The sequence below is a fragment of the Pseudomonas sp. J380 genome (assembly GCF_009827115.1).
GTDB classification, from domain to species: Bacteria; Pseudomonadota; Gammaproteobacteria; order Pseudomonadales; family Pseudomonadaceae; genus Aquipseudomonas; species Aquipseudomonas paracarnis.
The window spans coordinates 5,765,940-5,786,474 of the sequence record NZ_CP043060.1; the positions used below are offsets into that span (position 1 = coordinate 5,765,940).

Consider the following 20,535-nt stretch of genomic DNA (forward strand, 5'->3'; position numbering starts at 1 on the left):
AAATCCCCTCGGATTATGCAACTGTTTGATTATCAAGTGTTTATGCCGCTGGCACGGGCCTTGCGAAGGTTCTTGCGTCCGGGTGACAAGGAGTACGGCATGATCCGCACTTATTACGATGAAATGTACGATGGGGCAGGGCAGGTTCGCCCCCATTATCGCGAGTTCGCCCGTTGGTTGGCCGACACCCCTGCCGAACTGCTGGCCCAGCGCCGGCGTGAAGCCGATTTGCTGTTCCATCGCGCCGGCATCACCTTCACCCTCTACGGGGACGAACAAGGCACCGAGCGCCTGATCCCCTTCGATACCATCCCCCGCAGCATTCCGGCGAGTGAATGGCGGGTTGTCGAACGCGGTTGCATCCAGCGGGTCAAGGCGCTGAACCTGTTCCTCACCGACCTGTACCACGACCAACGCATCATCAAGGCCGGCATCATCCCCGCCGAGCAGGTATTGGCCAACGAGCAATACCAACTGGCAATGCGGGGCCTGGACTTGCACCGCGATATCTATTCGCACATCTCCGGGGTGGACCTCGTACGCGATGGCGACGGCACGTACTACGTGCTCGAAGACAACCTGCGCACGCCCAGCGGTGTCAGCTACATGCTCGAAGACCGCAAGATGATGATGCGTCTGTTCCCCGAGTTGTTCGCGGCCCAGCGCATCGCGCCCATCGACCATTACCCCAACCTGCTGCTCGACACCCTCAAAAGCGCCAGCCCCCTGGATAACCCCAGTGTGGTGGTACTGACGCCCGGGCGTTTCAATAGCGCGTTCTTCGAACATGCCTTCCTGGCTCGGGAAATGGGTGTGGAGTTGGTGGAAGGCGCGGATTTGTTCGTGCGCGATGACCGTGTGTTCATGCGCACCACCGATGGGCCCAAGGCTGTCGATGTGATCTACCGTCGCCTCGATGATGCATTTCTAGATCCCTTGGCATTCAACCCCGACTCGATGCTCGGTGTACCCGGCCTGCTCGCCGCCTACCGGTGCGGCAATGTGGTGCTGGCCAACGCCATTGGCACCGGAGTCGCGGACGACAAATCGGTTTACCCGTTCGTCACCGAGATGATCCGCTTCTACCTCGATGAAGAGCCGATCCTGCAGAACGTTCCGACTTTTCAATGCCGTAAGCCTGACGAGTTGTCCCACGTGCTGGCCAACCTGCCCGACCTGGTGGTCAAGGAAACCCAGGGCTCCGGTGGTTACGGCATGTTGGTTGGCCCGGCCTCTACAACCGCAGAAATCGAAGCGTTCCGGGCGCGTATCAAGGCCAAGCCACACGCCTATATCGCGCAGCCGACCCTGTGCTTGTCCACCTGCCCGACATTTGTCGAAAACGGCATCGCCCCGCGCCATATCGACCTGCGCCCCTTCGTGTTGTCCGGCAAGGACACCCGCGTGGTGCCGGGTGGCCTGACCCGTGTGGCGCTGCGCGAAGGCTCGCTGGTGGTCAACTCGTCCCAGGGCGGCGGAACCAAAGACACCTGGGTGGTCGAGGACTGATGCCATGTTGAGTAGAACTGCCTCGGATTTGTACTGGATGTCACGCTACCTGGAGCGTGCCGAAAACCTCGCACGCATGCTCGATGTCAGCTATTCGCTGTCGCTGATGCCCCAGGACGGGCGCGGCGATGGCCTGCATGAATTAGCCATGCCGCTGTTGATCACCGGCACTCTGGACGATTACCACGAGCGCCATGGCCCACTGCACGCTGAACGTTTGCTGCATTTTTTTGCCCTGGACGCGGCCAACCCGGCGAGCATTTACAGCTGTCTGGGTGCGGCGCGGGCCAGCGCCCATGCGGTACGTGGGCGGATCACCGCCGACATGTGGGAAAACATCAACGCCACTTGGCTGGACATTCGCGATATCGCCCAGCAGGGGCTCAGCCATTACGGCATGAGCCGGTTTTGTGAGTGGGTCAAGGAGCGTTCCCATCTGTTTCGGGGCGCCACGTACGGCACCATCATGCGCAACGATGCCTTCCGCTTTATCCGCCTGGGCACCTTTATTGAGCGCGCCGATAACACCCTGCGCCTGCTGGATGCCCGCTACGAAATGGCCGGCGAACAGGCGGCGGCGGTCAGCGATGGTACGGCTCACGCGTATTACCAATGGAGTGCGTTGCTGCGCGCTCTGTCGTCGTTCGAGGCGTACACCGAGATTTATCGCGATGCGCCAGGCGCTCGGCAAGTGGCCGAGCTGCTGCTCTTACGCGCCGATGTGCCGCGTTCGCTGCGTGCTTGCAGCGAAGAGATCGACCAGATCCTCGCGAGCCTGCCAGGCCTCAATGGTCGCCCGGCCCAGCGCCTGGCCGCCGAGATGGATGCGCGCCTGCGCTTTACGGCCATCGACGAAATCCTCGAGGAAGGCCTGCATGCCTGGCTGACCGACTTTATCCCCTTGGTCCGCCAGTTGGGCGACGCCATCTACAGTTCCTACCTGGAGGCGGCATGAGACTCTCCATCAGCCACGACACTACCTACCACTACGAAGACCAGGTGCGCGCCAGCATCCAGTACCTGCGACTGACCCCTCATGACAGCGAGCGCCAGCACGTGCTGAGCTGGCAACTCGACCTTCCACGCCCCGTGCGGGCGCAGGTGGACCCGTTCGGCAACATCCTGCATGTGCTTACGCTGGACGAGCCCCATGACGCCATCATCATTGGCGCCCGGGGCGTGGTGGAGATCGATGAATTGCGCGAGGCCGAACACGAAAGCCAGTCTGCCTTTCCGTTCCTGCGCTCCACGCGCCTCACCGAGCCCGACGACGCCCTGCGCGGGTTTGCCGAGCAAAACTGCCATCAGCGTCGCGACCGCACGGCGCTTATCGACTTGATGCAGGCGCTGAACCACACCATGGTCTACACCCCCGGCGCGACTGACGTCGATACCTGCGCCGCCCAAGCCTTCGCAGGGGCCGCTGGGGTGTGCCAGGACCATACCCATGCGTTCCTGGCCTGCGCACGTAGCCTGGGGATCCCGGCGCGGTATGTGTCGGGGTATTTGTACACCGAAGACAGCGCGCACCTGGCCAGTCATGCCTGGGCCGAAGCCTGGCTGGATGACGCCTGGTACAGCTTTGACGTGACCAACCAACTGGCCCGGCCGGAGCGGCACTTGAAGCTGGCCGTCGGCCTGGACTACCTCGACGCCTGTCCGGTACGCGGCATGCGCCGTGGCGGTGGGCATGAGCAGATGCACGCCAAGGTATTCGTGGCGCCGCAGCAATGACCGATAACTGTCGGAGCAAGCTTGCTTGATCGTTCCCACGCTCTGCGTGGGAATGCAGCCCAGGACGCTCCGCGTCCCATAGCGTGATGCAGAGCATCGCAAGAGGCGTTCCCACGCAGAGCGTGGGAACGATCGACGGTGCTCTCAGGCTTTTCGCGAGCAAGCTCGCCCCTACAACTTGCGGCCCGCCATATGCCGCAGATACCCCACCAGCAAGTCCAACTCATTGTCTGGCAATACACTGGCTGTAAACGCCGGCATCTTCGCCTGTGGCCAATGCCTCAGGCTTTGCGGGTCGCGGATGTAACGCCTGAGAAAATCGCCGCTGAAATACTCGGTGGGGTTGTAGGGCACATTCAGGTCCGGCCCCATCTGGGCATCACCGCCGCCATTGAGGCGATGGCACGCGAGGCAGTTCTTCTGGAACAACGCGAAGCCTTGGTTGATCGGGTCGTTCGCCGCCAGCTTCGGGTCGGGCAATAACGCCGGGAAACGCTCGCCAACCGTCTGCAACTGTTTGAACCTGGAGACCTGGAACGGCCACTGTTCCGGGCTGATACGTCCGGCTTGAGGGTTGGTCCAGACCAGATAGAACGGTCCGGCGCTGGGCTTGCCCTGTGCCAGTGGTGGCCATGGATGGGCCGGGTCTTCCACGGCCAGCCAGGCGCGGGCGCCGTTTTTTTCCAGCAACGGCGCGGCGGCAAGTTCGGCGGCAAAACCATCAAGGGCAACGGCTTGCAGGTGGTTCGCAGATTTAAGGCCCGGCAAGAGCACCGCGAGGGGCACCGCACGATAGGTCATGTTGCGCTTGTAGGACACATCATCAACGATCTGCACCGTCTGAGCGTCGGGATCCTTGAGCAGCTCGGCGGTCTCCCAGGTTTTGTGGGTGTGGTCCAACTCGATGGTCAACTGTGCCGCCGCCGCAGGCAGGCTCAGCAGCAGGGCAAAAAGGGCGAGGATCGGTTTCAAGGCACAGGCCCGTTGCGAGAGAGTGAGGGCGCACACGATAACGGAAAACGGCAGGTAAAAAGACAGCCCCTGCAACAGGAGCGCTAAGCGCAATGTCCTGGCAGGTGCTGCCAAAAGCTGCAGGCCTGGTGCGGTGTGTGCACGGAAGCTGGGAGTGTCACCCAATAACCTTGGTTAAATTGGGCAAGATCAGAATCAAGGTGGTGGCGAACAGGATAAGTCCCGCCTGACGTACTTTCGATTGTTTGAACATGGCTGACTGCCTTTTCTTTTGTTGTTATTCCTGAGCGTCAAATGCGTGCCGTTGAAGTCAGTATCGCGAGGTGACGTTGCACTTTTCTTACAGCTGCTCCAGCAAAACCCGGCAGCAGCGTCTTACAGATTCAACCTTAGAGCGCCCGTTCTTTCTGGCTTAGACTCATTTCATATCAGCTAAGAAGTATTTGCGCTAAAAACGGCATGAGGCTTATTGCCACCTTGGCGCCAGCCCTAGGGCTAGACAGCTAAAACGATTAATCAGGCATTTCCCGTAGGTACCTACCGTTCGTCCGAGCGAGGGGGTCAAAAGCAATGAGCGCATCCGTCATTGAAACCGTGTCAATCGGGCCTAAGGTAGGGGCACACACCCATAGCGGTTCGAGGATGTCATGACCCAAGCTTTGATCTTTGATGCGATACGCACGCCCCGGGGAAAAGGCAAGGGCGACGGTGCCCTGCACAGCGTCAAGCCGGTAAACCTGGTGGCCGGCTTGCTCACGGCGCTGGCGCAGCGCAGCGACCTCGACACCCGCCAAGTGGATGATATCGTCTTGGGCTGCGTCACCCCCGTGGGCGACCAGGGCGCCGATATCGCCAAGACCGCCGCGCTGGTGGCCGACTGGGATGTCAGTGTTGCCGGTGTGCAGGTCAATCGCTTCTGCGCGTCGGGCCTGGAGGCGGTGAACCTGGGGGCGATGAAGGTGCGCTCCGGCTTCGAAGACCTGGTGGTCGTCGGCGGCGTCGAATCCATGTCCCGCGTGCCCATGGGCAGCGATGGCGGCGCCTGGGTGCTCGACCCGCAAACCAATATGCACAGCCACTTCACGCCCCAAGGCATTGGCGCCGACCTGATCGCCACCCTGGAAGGCTTCACGCGCCAGGATGTCGACACCTTTGCCCTACAATCCCAGCAGAAAGCCGCCAGGGCGAGGGCAGACGGTTCCTTCAATAAGTCGCTAATCGCGGTGCACGACCAGAACGGCATCGTGCTGCTGGACCATGACGAATTTATCCGCGGCGACTCAACCCTCGAGGGCTTGGGCAAGCTCAAGCCGAGCTTCGAAATGATGGGCCAGATGGGCTTCGACGCCACCGCGTTGCGGGTCTATAGCCACGTGGAGCGCATCCACCATGTGCACACGCCGGGCAACAGTTCCGGCATCGTGGATGGTGCCGCGCTGATGCTGATCGGTTCCGAGGCCAAAGGCCGCGAGCTGGGCCTGCAACCGCGGGCGCGTATTGTCGCCACGGCGGTGACCAGTACCGACCCGACCATCATGCTCACCGGCCCCGCGCCGGCCACTCGCAAAGCACTGGCCAAAGCCGGCCTGCGGGTTGAAGACATCGACCTGTTCGAAGTCAACGAAGCCTTTGCTTCGGTCGTGCTCAAGTTCATCAAGGACATGGGCATCGACGCCGCACGGGTCAATGTCAACGGCGGCTCCATCGCCATGGGCCACCCCTTGGGCGCCACCGGCTGCGCGATTCTCGGCACCTTGCTCGACGAGCTCGAGGTGCGCCAGCAACGCTACGGCCTGGCCACCTTGTGTGTCGGCGGTGGCATGGGGATCGCCACCATTATCGAACGCCTCTGAGCCTAAGGAATTTGTCATGACCGATGCCATTCGTTACGAAAAAGGCCAGGACCAGATCGTGGTACTGACCCTGGACATGCCCGGCCAGAGCGCCAACACCATGAACGCCGCCTACCGTGAAGCCATGGCGGCCACCCTCGCGCGCCTGGAAGCGGAAAAGGACGAGATCGCCGGGGTGGTGATCACCTCGGCCAAGAAAACCTTTTTTGCCGGGGGTGACCTCAATGAGCTGATCAAGGTCGATAAAGCCCACGCCAAGTCGTTCTACGACAGTGTCTTGGTATTGAAAGCGCAATTGCGCCGCCTGGAAACCCTCGGCAAACCGGTGGTCGCCGCGATCAATGGCGCGGCCCTGGGAGGTGGTTGGGAGATTTGCCTGGCCTGCCATCACCGGGTCGCGCTGGACGACAAGTCCGTGCAACTGGGTTTGCCGGAAGTCACCCTTGGCCTGTTGCCCGGGGGCGGCGGCGTGGTGCGTATGGTGCGCATGCTTGGCCTGGAAAAAGCCTTGCCGTATTTGCTCGAAGGCAAAAAGGTGCGGCCCGCACAGGCCCTGCAAGCGGGTTTGATTGATGAGTTGGCGGCGGATCGCGAGGCATTGCTGGCCCAGGCCCGTGCCTGGATTCTGGCTAATCCGCAGGCCAGGCAACCCTGGGACACCAAGGGCTACGCGATTCCCGGCGGCACGCCATCCCACCCTAAAGTCGCACAGATGCTCGCCATTGCGCCGTCGATTTTGCGTAGCAAGACCCAGGGCTGCTTCCCTGCGCCGGAGAAAATCCTGTGTGCAGCGGTCGAGGGCGCCCAGGTGGAATTCGACACCGCGCACCTGATCGAAACCCGTTACTTCACCGAACTGGTGACCGGGCAAGTGGCGAAGAACATGATCGGCACCTTCTGGTTCCAGCTCAACCAAATCAACGCCGGCAGCTCGCGACCGCAGGGTTTTGCGCCTTATGTAACGCGCAAAGTCGGCGTGCTCGGCGCCGGGATGATGGGCGCGGGCATCGCCTATGTCAGTGCCTGTGCGGGGATCGAGGTGGTGCTCAAAGACATCACCCTGGCCGCCGCCGAAAAAGGCAAAGCCCATTCGGCCGCATTGCTGGACAAGAAACTCAGCCGTGGGCAATTGACCGCCGAACAGCGCGAAACCACCCTGGCGCGCATTCATCCTACGCAGGATGACGCCGACCTGGCCGGCTGCGACCTGATCATCGAGGCCGTATTTGAAGACCGCGCACTCAAGGCCAAGGTCTCGGCCGCAGCGCAAAGCGTGGTGGGGGCCGACGCGGTGATCGCCTCCAACACCTCCACCTTGCCCATCAGCGGTCTGGCCACGGCGGTGCCTGATCAAGCCAGGTTCATCGGCCTGCACTTCTTCAGCCCCGTGGACAAGATGCCCTTGGTGGAAATCATCAAGGGGGCGCGCACCAGCGACGAAACCCTGGCCCGAGGTTTTGACTTCGTACTGCAAATCAAGAAAACCCCGATTGTGGTCAACGACAGTCGCGGTTTCTTTACCTCGCGGGTATTCGGCACCTTTACCAACGAAGGCATCGCCATGCTCGGCGAAGGCGTGGCGGCGCCGATGATCGAGACCGAAGCGCGCAAGGCCGGCATGCCAGTGGGGCCGCTGGCGGTGTCCGATGAAGTGTCCCTCAGCCTGATGAGCCATATCCGACAGCAAACGGCCAAGGACCTGCAGGCCGAAGGCAAGGCTATGCCGAACCACCCGGCGACGGCGGTGATTGATCTGTTGGTGAACGAATACAAGCGCACGGGCAAGGCGGCCGGCGGTGGTTTTTACGACTATCCCGCTGGCGGCCAGAAGCACCTGTGGCCTGAGCTGAAAAACCGGTTCGAACAGCCCGGCAAGCAAATCTCTCCCCAGGATGTGCGTGACCGCTTGCTGTTTATCCAAGCCATCGAAACCGTGCGCTGTGTGGAGGAGGGCGTGTTGATGTCCACGGCGGATGCCAACGTCGGTTCAATCTTCGGCATCGGTTTTGCCGCTTGGAGTGGCGGCGCGTTGCAGTTTATCAACCAGTACGGGCTGAACGACTTCATCGCCCGCGCCCGCTACCTCGCCGAGGAGTACGGGGAGCGCTTCTCGCCGCCGGCGTTATTACTGGAAAAAGCCGCAAAAGGCGCGCTGTTTTAGACGTTCCACTGTAGGAGCGAGCTTGCTCGCGAAGAACGCACAGGCAACGCTTTTATCCAGGCTACCTGCGTTATCGTTGACGTTTTTCGCGAGCAAGCTCGCTCCTACAGTGAGTGTGGGCGGCCATTGAGGGCTTGCTTTGGGGAGGTATTTCAAGGCAGGCTCTGGGTGTGCAATATTCCCATCGCCGTGTCAGGTATTTTTTATGTCGCTACGCGTCTGCATCCTGGAAACCGATATTCTGCGTCCCGCTTTGATCGATGAGTACCAAGGCTATGGGCAGATGTTCAAGCGCCTGTTCGCCAAGCAACCGATAGCCGCCGAGTTTGTGGTCTACAACGTGGTGCAAGGCGAGTACCCGCCGGATGACGAAGTGTTTGATGCGTACCTGATCACCGGCAGCAAGGCCGATTCCTTCGGTACCGACCCCTGGATCCAGACGCTCAAGACCTACCTGCTCACGCGTTATGAGCGCGGCGACAAGCTGCTGGGCGTGTGCTTCGGCCATCAGTTGCTCGCGCTGCTGCTGGGCGGCAAGGCCGAACGTGCCAGCCAGGGCTGGGGCATGGGCACCCACGCCTACAAACTGGATGCCAAGACGCCATGGATGAGCCCCGAGGTGCCGGAGCTGACGCTATTGATCAGCCACCAGGACCAAGTCACCACCTTGCCGGAAAACGCCACCGTGATCGCCTCCAGCGAATTCTGCCCGTTTGCCGCGTATCACATTGGCGACCAAGTGCTGTGCTTCCAGGGCCATCCGGAGTTTGTTCACGACTATTCCCGTGAGTTGCTGGAAATACTTCAGACAACCTTGGGTGAAAAGGTCTACAGCAACGGCGTGGCCAGCCTGGAGCGCGACCACCACGGCGTGACCGTGGCGGAGTGGATGATGCGCTTTGTGGCGCACCAGCCTGAAGCCAAGGCTTAAAGCCAGCCCGAACGCTTGAAGCTGGCCCATAAACCGGTACAGCCCAAGGTAATAAAACCGAGCACCGCAAAATAGCCGTAGTGCCATTGCAGCTCGGGCATGTTCTGGAAGTTCATCCCGTAAATCCCCGCCACCGCCGTGGGGAACGCCAGGATCGCCGCCCACGCGGCGAACTTGCGCTGCACCACGCTCTGGCGCGAAGCCTCCAGCAACACACCGATCTCGATGGTCTGGCTGGCAATGTCGCGCAGGGTGGTGAGGTCTTCCATCTGTCGCGTAACGTGGATTTGAACATCACGAAAATACGGGCGCATGTTCTTGTCGATAAACGGGAAGCTCAGCTTCTGCAACTCCTGGCTGATCTCCACCATCGGCGCCACGTGCCGCTTGAGCCGCAACACATCGCGGCGCAGGCCGTGGAGGTGCTGGATATCGCGCTCGTTGAGCGAACTGCACAGTACGTTACGCTCCAGCTCATCAATCTCGGCGTGGATCGCCTCGCTCACCGGCTGATAGTTTTCGGTGACAAAATCCAGCAACGCATAGAGTACGAAATCTTCCCCATGCTCCAGCAACAACGGGCGCGCCTCACAACGCTGGCGCACAAAACCGTAGGACGCCGAGTGGCCGTTGCGTGCGGTGATGATGTAGCCGTTGCCGGCAAAGATATGGGTTTCGATAAACTCCAGCTTGCCGTTCTCGCGCACCGGTGAGTAGGTGACGATAAACAGCGCGTCGCCGAAGGTTTCCAGCTTCGGGCGGCTGTGTTTTTCCATGGCGTCTTCAATCGCCAGCTCGTGCAGGTTGAACTGGCGTTGCAGGTTGTTCAATTCCTGGGCGCTGGGTTCTTCCAGGCCGATCCACACAAAGTGCCCAGGTTTGGCGGCCCAGGCCGCGCCTTCATCGAGAGTGATATCCGAGACTTTCTTACCGGCGCTGTAGACGGCAGCCGCAACAACTCTACCCATGGTACTGATCACTTCTTATCAAGAGGACAGATGTTGGGCAGCTTAGCCTGAATGGCGTTCCGTTGTTGCTGGCTGATATCACTGATCGTTCCCACGCTCTGCGTGGGAATGCCGCCCGTGACGCTCCGCGTCACCCTAAGCGGGCGCCTACGCGCGTTGCAGTTCGCGATCCATCTGTGCGATGCACTCATCCATCTGCGTCTGACACGTCAGCAGCAACTGAGGGATGTCATCCACCGTCAAGCCACAGGTAGGAATCGGCGGCAACGAGCGTATCAGCACACTGCCGCTGTCCCAACGATTGAGCTTCATCTGCGTCACGTAATTGCTGACACACACCTGCACTATAGGCACACCGGCCGCAATCGCCATATGGAACGCGCCTTTCTTGAACGGCAACAACCCTTTGCCCAGGTTGCGCGTACCTTCCGGGAACACCCAGATTGACGTGTCCTCATGCTGCAAGGTATGCGTGGTCGTCAGCATCGCACGCCGGGCCTTGTGCGCATTGCCACGGTCGATCAGCACATTGCCCGCCAGCCAGAACAACTGGCCGAACAGTGGTACCCATTTCAGGCTTTTCTTGGCGATGCAGACCGTGCGGTGGGGCACTACATTGCCGAACACAAACAAATCGTAATTGGACTGATGGTTGGCGATCACCACGCAGGTACCGGGCTTGTCGCGCAGCGAGTCGACGTCGGTCTTTACGTTCAAGCCCAGGATCCGCATGGCCGGCAACGCATAGAGGCGAGCGCAGAGACGGCTGTTGTCCGGGTTGAACGGCCTGCACACACCGACCAGCACACCCAGCACGCCAGCGATCATAAAATGCAGGCCCATCAACAACATACGCAACAGAAAAAGCATCGACACGGCCCATACGGACAAAAGGTGGCGCAGTGTACGGATGTGCACTGTATTCGGCAATTGCCCCTACAGACGTAGGAGATAGCCGATGTTTAAGCGCATGTTTCCACATGAGCCGATAACGGCTAACTAGAGCGGCTACGGACGTTTCACATTTATAGGTAAGAAAAAGCCCGACTCAAGGTCGGGCTCAGGCACAGCAGGTGCAGGACTTAGCTCAGGCTATGGCCCTGATCCTGGATGATTGCATCATCCAGGGCTTCGAGCAGCGCGCGGCGTACTTTCAACTTAGTGTGTTTGTGCGCGTTCATATTGATCTTCTTCAGCTGCCGTGCTGCTTCCAGTGCTGCAGCGTGCAGTTCTTCGGGTGCCACCACCTTGTCGAGGAAACCGGCGTGCAAGGCGCCTTGCGGATCAAACATTTCGGCATTGATCACCGAACGCTGAAACGCCGACTTACGCAGGCGATCCCGCGCCAACTCGATACCGGCGTGGTGCATGGTCATGCCAATCGCCACTTCATTCAGGCCAATGCTGAACGGGCCTTCGACGCCAATCCGATAATCGGCCGACAATAACAGGAACGCGCCCTTGGCCACCGCATGCCCAGGGCAGGCCACAATCACCGGGAACGGATGCGCCAACATCCGCCGCGCCAGGGTCGAACCCGAGGTCACCAGGCTGATCGCCTCTTTAGGGCCGGCCGTCATCACCTTCAAATCATAACCACCCGACAAAATCCCCGGCGTGCCCGTGATGATCACCACCGCCCGATCCTTCTCGGCCTGATCCAGCGCCGCATTAAACTCACTGACCACCGCCGGAGAAATGGCATTCACCTTGCCGTTGCTCAGGGTCAGGGTCGCGATACCGTCTTCGAAGTGGTAGGCAATCAACTCACTCATGACGCGATTCCTTGTAGGGCTTGTTATAGAGATAGATGCGCAGACGTTACTCACCACGCCCGTGCGGGTAAAGCGCCGTGACTGACTACCCAGTCAGGCTTTTCCTGCATCCCCAAGGGTAGACGCCCCGGAGCAGGGCGCAGCAAGCGCTCCAGACGCGTGCCGCCGATGCCTGAGAATGGCACAATCACCACCCCTTGCCGGACGGTGAATGGCATAACGGTCTAACCGCATGAAAATTCTGAAAAAAACCTTTGCCATCAGAAAGGCTTTCGACTACATTAGCGCGCCTCGACAGACTGAACTGGTTTGACGAGATACGGTGAAGTGTCCGAGTGGCTTAAGGAGCACGCCTGGAAAGTGTGTATACAAGAAATTGTATCGAGAGTTCGAATCTCTCCTTCACCGCCAAATTCGATGTAAACAAAACCCCTGGTTTCGAAAGAAACCAGGGGTTTTGTGATTTCTGGGTTTGAAAAGTACAACTTTTATCAGCTCAGTTGTCTGGCCTTTCAGTCTGCGGCCCCATGATGTCACACCCTATGCCTAAGCCCGACCTCAATGCCTGTGCCGATGATGCACATCCGGAAAGTGCGCATGGCTATGCCTCATCACTCCATGTGCATGCACATGGCTATGAGGCACCTTCGAGTCCCACTCAAACCCATGCTCATGCTGATGATGCTCATCATGCACATGCCAGTGCCCATGTTGCGTTGCCTCATGCACATGCTCATGGGCATGCCGCTCCGTCAGGTGCAGCCACACGCCTACTGCCATCAGTGCCGAGGCAATCCAGAAGGCCGCGGTCACCGACTCGCCAAATACCAGCAACGCCACTGCAGCACCGAGAAAGGGTGCCGTGGAGAAGTAAGCGCCGGTGCGCGCGCTGCCCAGTCCGCGGAGGGCCAGCACGAACATCACCAGGCTGATGCCATAGCCGAGGAAACCTACCAGTAGAATCGGCGCCAGTTGCGCCATGCCGGGAATCTGCGCCCCGAGGTAAAGTGCCAGGCTGCAATTGACCAGCCCCGCAATCAAGCCTTTGGCTCCTGCGATAAACAATGCGTCAGACGCGGACACTTTGCGCGTGAGGTTGTTATCGATCCCCCAGCACAAACACGCCAGCGCAACGGCAAGCGGTCCGGTCCAGTCTTGGCGGCTGCCGTCGGCACCGGACCCTGACAACACCACGCCGCCCAGCACAATGGCGAGCATGCCGAGGACGATGCGTCGGTCGGCGTTTTCGCGGAACACGACCCAGGCGATCACGGCGGTCAGTACCGATTCAAGGTTGAGCATCAGGGAGGCGCTGGCGCTGGTGGTGCGGGTCAGGCCGAACATCAGTGCAACGGGGCCGAGGAGGCCGCCGAAGGCGATGGCGCCAAGTAGCCAGGGCCATTCCGATGGGGTTAGCCCGGTAGGTTTCCAGCCGCGATCACGGATCAAGCGCACACCGGCAAGGCCAATGCCGCTGCCGAGGTAGAGCAGGCCGGCGAGCAGGATGGGCGAGAGGCCCAGGCCAAGACTTTTGGCGAGCGGGGTGCTGGCGCCGAACAGGGCGGCGGCCGCGAGGGCGTAAATGATGCTGAGGTTCATGGGCCATCCTCGAAAGTCAGGCCCATGATACGTCGCTTGCCGGGGTCAGCGCCCTGGCAATTTCGTACTTTATTGCGCGGTTTTCAGCTTGATCACATCACCGGAGATTTTGGTGGTGTAACCGTTCAATACCCAAGCCCAGAACCACTTTTCCTGCACTTGTGTGTTGATCAACGCGTCGCCGCCCTTGGCCTTGATGGCTGCATCCTGGGCGCGTACGAAGCGGTTGTTCTGGCCGATGGGGATGACGCCCAGCAGCATGATGCCGGTGGCGCTGGCTTCGCTGTGGCCGAGGACGGTGTATTGGCTGGCGTCGTATTGCTGGGTTTTCATGGCGGTGCCGGTGCAACCTGCCAGGGTGAAACCAAGTACGGCTGCTGCAACGACTTTACTGACGTATTTCACTTATAACTCCATAAATTCAATCTCGAGATTCAATTCTCGGGGGGGCGACACTCTAAGCGCTCAGCTGGCAGATTGAAATCAATCAGCGAGGCTGGGTCGCAGTCTGGCGGGTACTGCGCGGTGATCCCATTGCAGCCTGGTTGGGGCTCGACAGCGCCCACATTTATTCTTCGGCGTGTCAGAGATGCAGCCACGCCAGGCCACCCAACATCACCGCCACCCCGCCGGCGGTGTACGACATGCGTTTGAGCCATTCCTTGCGCGTGAGCAGGGTAATCGCCGCCAATGAAATCGCGATCTGAATCGCCGTCATCGCCTGGGCCCAGCGATGGTGCTGGTGCAGCGCTTCCTCGGATTTGTGGTCCCAGTCCCGTGAAGTGGCCTCAAGCGTTTCGGCCTGTTTACGCACTTCTTCCTTCTGGCGCTTGTAGCGCTCGATCTCCGCCTGGTAATGCGCCGCATCCACGCCGGGAATATGGCTGGCCAGTTCTGCCAGGTTCTGGCGGCTGGATTTGGCCTGGTAGTAGTTCCACTGGTTAGCGGCTTCGGTCTTGATGATGGCGGCGTTGTTCTTGTCCATCGCAGCTTCACTTTCGCTGGAGCCGGCCTGATAGCTGAGCATGGCACCGACGGTCGCCATGATCGCGGTCATCACGGCGATACGACTGGCAAAGCTATCGCCGCGGCCGTGAGCATGCTCGGTGGTGTGTTCAAGGTGTTTTTCGTGGGGGCTGGGAACTTCGAAGGCTTCGGACATGGGGCGACCGCGAACGGATTGAGGTGCGCTGATTGTTCACCAGCGCAGCTGTCTCAAGCCTGTACGTAACGCTGCAAACCTGCCACCAGTGCATCGAATGTCACCCGGCAGCGTGGGCTGTTGCGCAGGTCTTCGTGCATGCTGACCCAAGTGTCCATTTTAAACGCGAAGCCGTCAGGCAGCACTCGGCGCAGACGTGGGTCGCGCTGGGCCAGTTGTACCTGGCACCCACCGATGCCGGCACCGGCGCGGATCATTGCCAGTTGCGCCAGGTCGCTGTCGCTACTGATGGCGAAGGCGTTGCGCTCAAAACCCTTGATTGCCAGGCTGCGGATAAATGCAGTGGCTTGATCAAAGCCGATGACGGAGTGGCCGGCCAGGTCGTGCATGTGTTGGGGGATGCCGTGTTGCTGCAGGTAATCGTCACGGGCATGCAGGCCGACTTCGATCAGGCCGATACGCCGCGCCAGCAGCTGCTCCTGGCTGGGGCGCACCATGCGCACGGCAATGTCGGCTTCCAGTTGCAGCAGGTCGCTCAAGCGGTTGGTCAGCACCAGTTCCACCTTAAGGTGCGGGTGTTCCCGGCGCAATTGCGTGATGATCGGCGGCAGTACCTCCACACCCACCACTTCACTGGCCGATACTCGTACCACGCCGCGCACCTCATCGCCTTGGGACGAGGCGGCGCGTTCAAGGGCGGCGGCGGTACGCGCCATGGTTTCTGCATGCGCCCGCAGTGTGTGGGCGACCGTAGTGGGTAATAAGCCTGAGGGCGAGCGGGTGAACAACACGACGCCCAGCGCCGTTTCCAGCGCGGCGATGTGCCGCCCTACCGTGGGTTGGGTGATGCCGAGCTGCCGTGCGGCCCCCGACAGCGATCCTTCCTTGAGTACACCGAGAAATGACCGGTAAAGCTCCCAACCGATATTCGTAGCCATACATAAATGTATAGCGGCTCGATACCCTTGGGCAATTCCTCTATAGCTGTTCCGCATCCAACATACCCTCATCAACCAACAGTGGGAGAGGGTGATGAGCAAGGTTCTGGTTTTGGGTGCAACCGGTGGCATTGGTGGCGAAGTGGCGCGGCAGTTGAGCGCGGCGGGCTGGGAGGTGCGGGCGTTGACTCGGGATCTGATCAAGGCTCGCAGCCAAAATCCTGTTTTTACGTGGCTAAAAGGCGATGCCCTGAATCGCGACGACGTGATCGCGGCCGCCCGGGGCTGCGCGGTAATCGTGCACGGCGTCAATCCGCCGGGTTATCGCAAATGGGCCGAGTGGGTGTTGCCGATGATCGACAACTCCATTGCGGCGGCCATCTGCGAAGGCGCGACAGTCGTGCTGCCCGGCACGGTCTACAACTTCGGGCCGGATGCATTCCCTGTGCTGCACGAAGACTCACCCCAGCACCCGCTGACTCGCAAGGGCGCGATCCGTGTGCAGATGGAGCAGCGCTTGCGAGCCGCTTCCACTCAGGGCGCCCGGGTGGTGATTGTGCGCGCTGGGGATTTTTTCGGCGCCAGGGTGGCCAATAACTGGTTTGCCCAAGGCTTGGTCAAACCCGGCAAACCGGTGCACACCATCCGCTACCCAGGCGATTACGGCGTGGCCCATCAATGGGCTTATCTGCCGGACGTAGCGCGTACAATGCTTGAGTTGATTGAGCGTCGTGCCAGTCTTGGCGCCTTCGCCTGCTTTCATATGGCTGGGTACATGGATGCGGACGGTACGCAGATGGCTAAGACGATCCAGCGTGTGGTGCTGCGCAGGACGGGCCAGCAATCCAGGGTCGGCGCGTTTCCCTGGTGGTTGTTGAACTGGGCGGCGCCTTTTGTCGTCACCGTGCGTGAGATGCAGGAGATGCGCTACCTGTGGCAAACACCGTTGCGCCTGGATAACCAGCGCCTGCTCGCGACGCTCGGCCATGAGCCCCACACACCGCTGGAACAGGCGGTGGAGGCCACCCTGGTTGGCCTGGGTTGCCTGCCTACTTGCGTTTGATCAGGCGTGCATACACGGCGAGGTTGACCACCACCACCACGGCCCCCAGCACTAATTGAGTATTCGCAGTCAGCCCGGCTGGGTAGATCATCGTCAGAATGTAATGCTCGATAAACCCACCGCCATAACCATCCTGCCCGGCCAAGTGGCGAAACAGGTTTTCCCAACGGGTGAGTGGGCAGGGCAGGTGCAGCACCTCCACCGCGATGCCCCAGGCAACGGCGGGCAGGTGCAGCCACATTACCCTGGGCCACTTCAGGGTGAGCAGGCCGCCGAACAGCACGAACAGGATAAAGGCCAGGTGGAACAGCACGAGGCCGTCGGCGGCTAGGCGGTAGAGCATGTTTGAGCTCGATGTGAGGTGAAGGGGTACGTGAATTTTTGCAGCGCGCCGTTATAGCTCCAGTTGACTGGCATTGATACCGAACGCTTTGGCTATCTTTTCTCGCGTGGTGCGGCGGGGTTTGCTGACCGCTTCCTGCTGGGCAAATGCCGATTGTGAAATACCCAGGCGTTTGGCGACTTCTTCCTGGGTCAGGCTCAGATGCTCGCGCCACGCGCGAATAGGTGTTGCGCCATCCACCAGGCGGCTGACTACCGCATGGGGTATCAGGTTTGGATCGTTTTGCTGCGCCACATAGTGTTCATAGGGAATCACCACATAGGCTGGCTCGCCCTGCGTATTGTGGATGATCTGTACGGCAGTAGGTTCGCTCGTCACGTTTTTTACCCTCTTGGATACTGACGACCTGGGTGCTGCCGTCCCAGTCGAAAAGGACCCGGTAATGACTTACCCGCAAGCGATAGCTGTGAGGATGGTTAACCAGCGCCTTGACGTTGATTGCATCGGGCATGTGTTCAAGAGCGGACACGGCATCGCGTACCTGTTGCTGATGATACGAATGCAACCGAAGCAATTGTTTGACGGCTTTTCGCGTCCATTGGATTGAATTCATGGGAGGTTAATAAGTCTTTTATAAGGTTTGCAATCGGTATTTTCAGATCCGCGTCAACGGGTCATGACGTTTTCCTTTCAAACCCTAGACGGCCGCCGTCAGCGCCGACGGGTAAAACTGTTGCGTGGTATGAATCAACGGAAGGCCCACGAAGGTTGCTTGCAGGCAATGAGGGCCGTTATTGTGCTGAATCCTTTTAGTCCTCGCCCCAAGGTTGTGTTGTGATGAATGCACCGCGTACCGCTGTCCCGATCAAAGCCGTTATTTTCGATATGGACGGGTTGTTGCTGGATACCGAAGGCATCTACACCGAAGTCACGCAGATCATTGCCGAACGCTATGGTCGTACCTACGACTGGAGCATCAAGCAGCACATCATCGGGCGGGGTGCCCAGGATTTGGCCGATTACGTGGTCAAGGCCCTGGACCTGCCGATCACGCCCGCCGAGTTTCTGGAAATACGCGAACCGCTGATGAGCGAGCGCTTTCCCAAGGCCCAGGGCATGCCCGGCGCCGAGGCGTTGGTGCGGCATTTGAAGGCGCACAATATTCCGATTGCGGTGGGCACCAGTTCATCGCGTAACTCGTTTGGCCACAAGACCACCCTGCACCGTGAATGGTTTGGCCTGTTCGACACCATCGTCACCGCTGACGACCCGGAAGTAGGCGCTGCCAAGCCCGCGCCGGATATCTTCCTCACCGCCGCGCGCCGGTTGGGTGTAGCGCCTGAGGATTGTCTGGTGTTCGAAGATTCGCCTTTTGGCGTGACGGCCGCTAAGGCTGCGCACATGACCGCTATTGCGGTGCCCGATGAGGCGATGGCTGACAGCAAGTACCAGCATGCTGACCAGATTATTCGCAAGCTCGCCGACTTTAATTTGGCCGCCTACGGCTTGCCCCCCATGGCCTGACCCCGCGCGGTCAAAAATGTGGGAGCTGGCTTGCTCGCGAATGCAGGGTGTCAGTCAGTAGATTTATCAACTGACTCACCGTATTCGCGAGCAAGCCCGCTCCCACATTTGGGTTGCGGTTCTGCAAAAATCAGGCGCTGAAACCACCATCGATGGTCAGGCTGGCGCCCGTGATATAGCCGGCTTCCGGCCCGGCCAGATAGGCCACAAAACTGGCAATCTCCTCCACATGCCCATACCGTCCCACCGCCATCAACCCGATCAGACTTTCGGCAAAATCACTGTTCGCCGGGTTCATATCGGTGTCCACCGGCCCAGGCTGCACGTTGTTGATGGTAATGCCCCGTGGCCCCAGGTCCCGCGCCAATCCCTTGGTCAACCCCACCAGCGCCGCCTTGCTCATGGCGTAGGGCCCGCCACCGCCAAAGGGCATGCGTTCGGCGTTGGTGCTGCCGATATTGATCACGCGGCCACCTTCGCCCATATGCTTGGCGGCTTCCTGGGTGGCGATAAACACGCTGCGTACGTTGATCGCCAAGGTCTGGTCGAAGTCTTCCAGCTTGAATTCGTCCAGCGGCGCGATGGCCAGCACGCCGGCGTTATTCACCAGGATATCCAGGCGTCCAAACGCCTCGACCGTGGCGTTGACCGCAGCGCGAATCGCCGTGGCATCGGCGCTGTCGGCGTGAATCGCCAGAGCCTGACCCCCTGCGCTGATCACCTCGTTCTGCAGTGTTTCAGCCTTGGCGGCCGAGCTGACGTAGGTAAAGGCAACCGCTGCCCCCTGGTCGGCGAGGCGCTTGACGATGGCGGCGCCGATGCCGCGGGAACCGCCTTGAATCAAGGCGACTTTGCCGGTGAGGTTGTGTGTGGTCATGTCGATCTCCGAGGTAGTTGATGGAGCGAGTATCGACCTCACCCGCGCTGCTCGGTAGCCCGTGGTTGCTATAGTCTGTGTAAACCAAAAGTTTAGAGTTTGGCGATATGGAAAGCTTTGGCAGTATCGAATGCTTTGTGCGCAGCGCCGAGGGTGGCAGCTTTGCCGAGGCTGCTCGGCACCTGAGCCTGACCCCGGCTGCGGTGGGTAAAAGCGTTGCCAAGTTGGAGGCGCGTCTCGGTGTGCGGCTGTTCCAGCGCAGCACTCGGCGTCTGGCGCTGACCGAAGCCGGCAAGATGTTCCTGGCGGAAGTCAGCGGCAGCCTCACCACCATTCAGAATGCGGTCGCCAACCTGGCCAGTGCCGAAGGGCGGCCGGTGGGCACGCTCAAGGTCAGCATGGGGCCAGTGTTCGGTAACCGGTACGTGGTGCCGTTGCTGGGCGAATTTATGCGGCGTTGTCCGGATATCAGCCCGGACTGGCATTTCGATAACCGCCAGGTCGACCTGATCGGGCAAGGCTTCGATGCGGCCATTGGCGGCGGGTTTGAGCTGCCCCAAGGCGTGGTAGCGCGCAAGTTGACCCCGGCGCACCGGGTGCTGGTGGCGTCGCCGGATTACCTGGCGCGACGCTTGCCGGTGCGGGTGCCCGATGACCTGTCGCACTGCCTTGGCATCTTGATCCGCTCGCCGCAGACAGGCCGGGTGCGTTCATGGCAACTGACCCACCGTGAGCGCGAGCACAGCCCTTTAGTGCTGAAACCGGCGATGACCATGAGCGACTCCGAAGCCGCTTGCTGCGCGAGTGCCCAGGGCCTTGGTATCGCGCTGGTGAGTATGCCGATGGCGGTGCCGTTCCTGGACAGCGGTGCGTTGGTGCGAGTGTTACCCGATTGGTATGTGGACGACGGCAATATTTCCATCTACTACGCCGAGCATAAATTGCTGCCGGGCAAGACGCGGGCGTTTGTGGATTTCATTATTGAGCAGTTCGCCGAGCAGAAACTGGCTCAACGGTTCAGTGCTATCTGAGCAGGGCCTTGCATCGAGTCGTGGCCATCGCGGGCAAGCCCGGCTCCCACAGTGATCGCAATCCAATGTGGGAGCCGGGCTTGCCCGCGATGCAG

At 60.2% G+C, this 20,535-nt stretch carries 21 protein-coding genes, 1 tRNA gene and 1 pseudogene; 10 read left to right on the top strand and 13 right to left on the bottom strand.

Features of this window, described 5'->3' with window-relative positions:
• Positions 1-99: 99 nt before the first annotated feature.
• The 3 genes from FXO12_RS26385 to FXO12_RS26395 are packed head-to-tail and all read left to right on the top strand — an operon-like array spanning position 100 to position 3,243.
• Entirely contained in the window at positions 100-1,509 is a 1,410-nt protein-coding gene (locus tag FXO12_RS26385) for a circularly permuted type 2 ATP-grasp protein (RefSeq protein WP_054897219.1), read from the top strand.
• 4 nt (positions 1,510-1,513) lie between these two features.
• On the top strand, positions 1,514-2,464 hold the full coding sequence (locus tag FXO12_RS26390; protein WP_034126756.1) for an alpha-E domain-containing protein: 951 nt from the start codon (positions 1,514-1,516) through the stop codon (positions 2,462-2,464).
• A complete protein-coding gene (locus FXO12_RS26395) occupies positions 2,461-3,243 on the top strand; it encodes a transglutaminase family protein (protein WP_054920491.1) in 783 nt (260 codons plus the stop codon). Before FXO12_RS26390 ends, FXO12_RS26395 begins: the two co-directional genes overlap by 4 nt.
• 171 nt (positions 3,244-3,414) lie before the next feature.
• On the opposite strand, the gene FXO12_RS26400 is transcribed toward FXO12_RS26395, so the two are convergent.
• Positions 3,415-4,215, bottom strand: a complete 801-nt coding sequence (locus tag FXO12_RS26400) for a cytochrome c (RefSeq protein WP_057976410.1) — start codon at positions 4,213-4,215, stop codon at positions 3,415-3,417.
• 647 nt (positions 4,216-4,862) lie between these two features.
• Between FXO12_RS26400 and FXO12_RS26405 the strand changes: the two genes are divergently transcribed.
• The 3 genes from FXO12_RS26405 to FXO12_RS26415 all read left to right on the top strand — a co-directional run bounded on the left by FXO12_RS26405 (position 4,863) and on the right by FXO12_RS26415 (position 9,160).
• Entirely contained in the window at positions 4,863-6,068 is a 1,206-nt protein-coding gene (locus FXO12_RS26405; protein ID WP_057976364.1) for an acetyl-CoA C-acetyltransferase, read from the top strand.
• A 16-nt stretch (positions 6,069-6,084) separates the two neighbouring features.
• Positions 6,085-8,229 carry a 3-hydroxyacyl-CoA dehydrogenase NAD-binding domain-containing protein gene (locus FXO12_RS26410; protein ID WP_057976362.1) on the top strand — a complete coding sequence of 715 codons (2,145 nt, stop codon included), beginning with the start codon at positions 6,085-6,087 and terminating at the stop codon, positions 8,227-8,229.
• 205 nt (positions 8,230-8,434) lie between these two features.
• Positions 8,435-9,160: an amidotransferase gene (locus FXO12_RS26415; RefSeq protein WP_014719523.1), complete on the top strand. Its 726-nt coding sequence runs from the start codon at positions 8,435-8,437 to the stop codon at positions 9,158-9,160.
• Here FXO12_RS26415 and FXO12_RS26420 read toward each other — a convergent pair.
• The 4 genes from FXO12_RS26420 to FXO12_RS26435 all read right to left on the bottom strand — a co-directional run bounded on the left by FXO12_RS26420 (position 9,157) and on the right by FXO12_RS26435 (position 12,121).
• Complete coding sequence (locus FXO12_RS26420; RefSeq protein WP_003193449.1) at positions 9,157-10,128, bottom strand: magnesium and cobalt transport protein CorA; 972 nt, start codon at positions 10,126-10,128, stop codon at positions 9,157-9,159. The genes FXO12_RS26415 and FXO12_RS26420 overlap by 4 nt on opposite strands.
• 147 nt (positions 10,129-10,275) lie before the next feature.
• Positions 10,276-10,998, bottom strand: coding sequence for a 1-acylglycerol-3-phosphate O-acyltransferase (locus FXO12_RS26425; RefSeq protein WP_057976361.1), 723 nt, complete (start codon positions 10,996-10,998; stop codon positions 10,276-10,278).
• 212 nt (positions 10,999-11,210) lie between these two features.
• Positions 11,211-11,903 (bottom strand): crotonase/enoyl-CoA hydratase family protein, encoded by a 693-nt coding sequence (locus FXO12_RS26430; RefSeq protein ID WP_014719521.1) that lies wholly within the window; start codon positions 11,901-11,903, stop codon positions 11,211-11,213.
• A 50-nt stretch (positions 11,904-11,953) separates the two neighbouring features.
• Positions 11,954-12,121 carry a hypothetical protein gene (locus FXO12_RS26435; RefSeq protein WP_155290843.1) on the bottom strand — a complete coding sequence of 56 codons (168 nt, stop codon included), beginning with the start codon at positions 12,119-12,121 and terminating at the stop codon, positions 11,954-11,956.
• A 103-nt stretch (positions 12,122-12,224) separates the two neighbouring features.
• On the opposite strand from FXO12_RS26435, the gene FXO12_RS26440 reads away from it, so the two are divergent.
• Positions 12,225-12,314: transfer RNA gene (locus FXO12_RS26440), tRNA-Ser, on the top strand.
• A gap of 147 nt (positions 12,315-12,461) precedes the next feature.
• Here FXO12_RS26440 and FXO12_RS26445 read toward each other — a convergent pair.
• From FXO12_RS26445 to FXO12_RS26460, 4 genes are all read right to left on the bottom strand, one after another.
• Positions 12,462-13,502: a DMT family transporter gene (locus FXO12_RS26445; protein WP_057976287.1), complete on the bottom strand. Its 1,041-nt coding sequence runs from the start codon at positions 13,500-13,502 to the stop codon at positions 12,462-12,464.
• Positions 13,503-13,571: 69 nt separating this feature from the next.
• Positions 13,572-13,907 carry a hypothetical protein gene (locus FXO12_RS26450; RefSeq protein ID WP_003193349.1) on the bottom strand — a complete coding sequence of 112 codons (336 nt, stop codon included), beginning with the start codon at positions 13,905-13,907 and terminating at the stop codon, positions 13,572-13,574.
• Positions 13,908-14,085: 178 nt separating this feature from the next.
• Positions 14,086-14,664 (bottom strand): DUF4337 domain-containing protein, encoded by a 579-nt coding sequence (locus FXO12_RS26455; protein WP_003193347.1) that lies wholly within the window; start codon positions 14,662-14,664, stop codon positions 14,086-14,088.
• A 53-nt stretch (positions 14,665-14,717) separates the two neighbouring features.
• Positions 14,718-15,602, bottom strand: coding sequence for a LysR family transcriptional regulator (locus FXO12_RS26460; RefSeq protein WP_014719515.1), 885 nt, complete (start codon positions 15,600-15,602; stop codon positions 14,718-14,720).
• Positions 15,603-15,696: 94 nt separating this feature from the next.
• On the opposite strand from FXO12_RS26460, the gene FXO12_RS26465 reads away from it, so the two are divergent.
• Complete coding sequence (locus tag FXO12_RS26465; protein WP_057976286.1) at positions 15,697-16,665, top strand: NAD-dependent epimerase/dehydratase family protein; 969 nt, start codon at positions 15,697-15,699, stop codon at positions 16,663-16,665.
• Here the strand turns inward: FXO12_RS26465 and FXO12_RS26470 are convergent.
• The 3 genes and pseudogenes from FXO12_RS26470 to FXO12_RS26480 form a co-directional block, all read right to left on the bottom strand.
• On the bottom strand, positions 16,652-17,008 hold the full coding sequence (locus FXO12_RS26470) for a DUF2784 domain-containing protein (protein ID WP_014719513.1): 357 nt from the start codon (positions 17,006-17,008) through the stop codon (positions 16,652-16,654). The genes FXO12_RS26465 and FXO12_RS26470 overlap by 14 nt on opposite strands.
• A 51-nt stretch (positions 17,009-17,059) precedes the next feature.
• Positions 17,060-17,386, bottom strand: coding sequence for a helix-turn-helix domain-containing protein (locus FXO12_RS26475; protein ID WP_014719512.1), 327 nt, complete (start codon positions 17,384-17,386; stop codon positions 17,060-17,062).
• Positions 17,370-17,621 (bottom strand): annotated as a pseudogene (locus FXO12_RS26480) (type II toxin-antitoxin system RelE/ParE family toxin); the annotation flags it as partial. The pseudogene FXO12_RS26480 and the gene FXO12_RS26475, both read right to left, overlap by 17 nt.
• Positions 17,622-17,845: 224 nt before the next feature.
• Between FXO12_RS26480 and FXO12_RS26485 the strand changes: the two are divergent.
• Positions 17,846-18,532: an HAD-IA family hydrolase gene (locus FXO12_RS26485; protein WP_057976284.1), complete on the top strand. Its 687-nt coding sequence runs from the start codon at positions 17,846-17,848 to the stop codon at positions 18,530-18,532.
• A gap of 130 nt (positions 18,533-18,662) precedes the next feature.
• Here the strand turns inward: FXO12_RS26485 and FXO12_RS26490 are convergent, their stop codons facing one another.
• Positions 18,663-19,409, bottom strand: a complete 747-nt coding sequence (locus FXO12_RS26490; protein WP_057976282.1) for a 3-oxoacyl-ACP reductase family protein — start codon at positions 19,407-19,409, stop codon at positions 18,663-18,665.
• 107 nt (positions 19,410-19,516) lie between these two features.
• Here FXO12_RS26490 and FXO12_RS26495 point away from each other — a divergent pair, with 107 nt between their 5' ends.
• The gene (locus FXO12_RS26495) at positions 19,517-20,440 is read left to right on the top strand and encodes a LysR family transcriptional regulator (protein WP_057976281.1); all 924 of its coding nucleotides are present in this window, start codon (positions 19,517-19,519) and stop codon (positions 20,438-20,440) included.
• Positions 20,441-20,535 lie beyond the last annotated feature (95 nt).

Coding starts and splice junctions, on each gene's coding strand:
- FXO12_RS26390 (WP_034126756.1), top strand. CDS start 1,514: ATGTTGAGTAGAACTGCCTCGGATTTGTACTGGATGTCACGCTACCTG.
- FXO12_RS26435 (WP_155290843.1), bottom strand. CDS start 12,121: ATGCCATTCACCGTCCGGCAAGGGGTGGTGATTGTGCCATTCTCAGGC.
- FXO12_RS26430 (WP_014719521.1), bottom strand. CDS start 11,903: ATGAGTGAGTTGATTGCCTACCACTTCGAAGACGGTATCGCGACCCTG.
- FXO12_RS26445 (WP_057976287.1), bottom strand. CDS start 13,502: ATGAACCTCAGCATCATTTACGCCCTCGCGGCCGCCGCCCTGTTCGGC.
- FXO12_RS26410 (WP_057976362.1), top strand. CDS start 6,085: ATGACCGATGCCATTCGTTACGAAAAAGGCCAGGACCAGATCGTGGTA.
- FXO12_RS26490 (WP_057976282.1), bottom strand. CDS start 19,409: ATGACCACACACAACCTCACCGGCAAAGTCGCCTTGATTCAAGGCGGT.
- FXO12_RS26415 (WP_014719523.1), top strand. CDS start 8,435: ATGTCGCTACGCGTCTGCATCCTGGAAACCGATATTCTGCGTCCCGCT.
- FXO12_RS26465 (WP_057976286.1), top strand. CDS start 15,697: ATGAGCAAGGTTCTGGTTTTGGGTGCAACCGGTGGCATTGGTGGCGAA.
- FXO12_RS26425 (WP_057976361.1), bottom strand. CDS start 10,998: ATGCTTTTTCTGTTGCGTATGTTGTTGATGGGCCTGCATTTTATGATC.
- FXO12_RS26385 (WP_054897219.1), top strand. CDS start 100: ATGATCCGCACTTATTACGATGAAATGTACGATGGGGCAGGGCAGGTT.
- FXO12_RS26495 (WP_057976281.1), top strand. CDS start 19,517: ATGGAAAGCTTTGGCAGTATCGAATGCTTTGTGCGCAGCGCCGAGGGT.
- FXO12_RS26470 (WP_014719513.1), bottom strand. CDS start 17,008: ATGCTCTACCGCCTAGCCGCCGACGGCCTCGTGCTGTTCCACCTGGCC.
- FXO12_RS26485 (WP_057976284.1), top strand. CDS start 17,846: ATGAATGCACCGCGTACCGCTGTCCCGATCAAAGCCGTTATTTTCGAT.
- FXO12_RS26395 (WP_054920491.1), top strand. CDS start 2,461: ATGAGACTCTCCATCAGCCACGACACTACCTACCACTACGAAGACCAG.
- FXO12_RS26455 (WP_003193347.1), bottom strand. CDS start 14,664: ATGTCCGAAGCCTTCGAAGTTCCCAGCCCCCACGAAAAACACCTTGAA.
- FXO12_RS26460 (WP_014719515.1), bottom strand. CDS start 15,602: ATGGCTACGAATATCGGTTGGGAGCTTTACCGGTCATTTCTCGGTGTA.
- FXO12_RS26405 (WP_057976364.1), top strand. CDS start 4,863: ATGACCCAAGCTTTGATCTTTGATGCGATACGCACGCCCCGGGGAAAA.
- FXO12_RS26420 (WP_003193449.1), bottom strand. CDS start 10,128: ATGGGTAGAGTTGTTGCGGCTGCCGTCTACAGCGCCGGTAAGAAAGTC.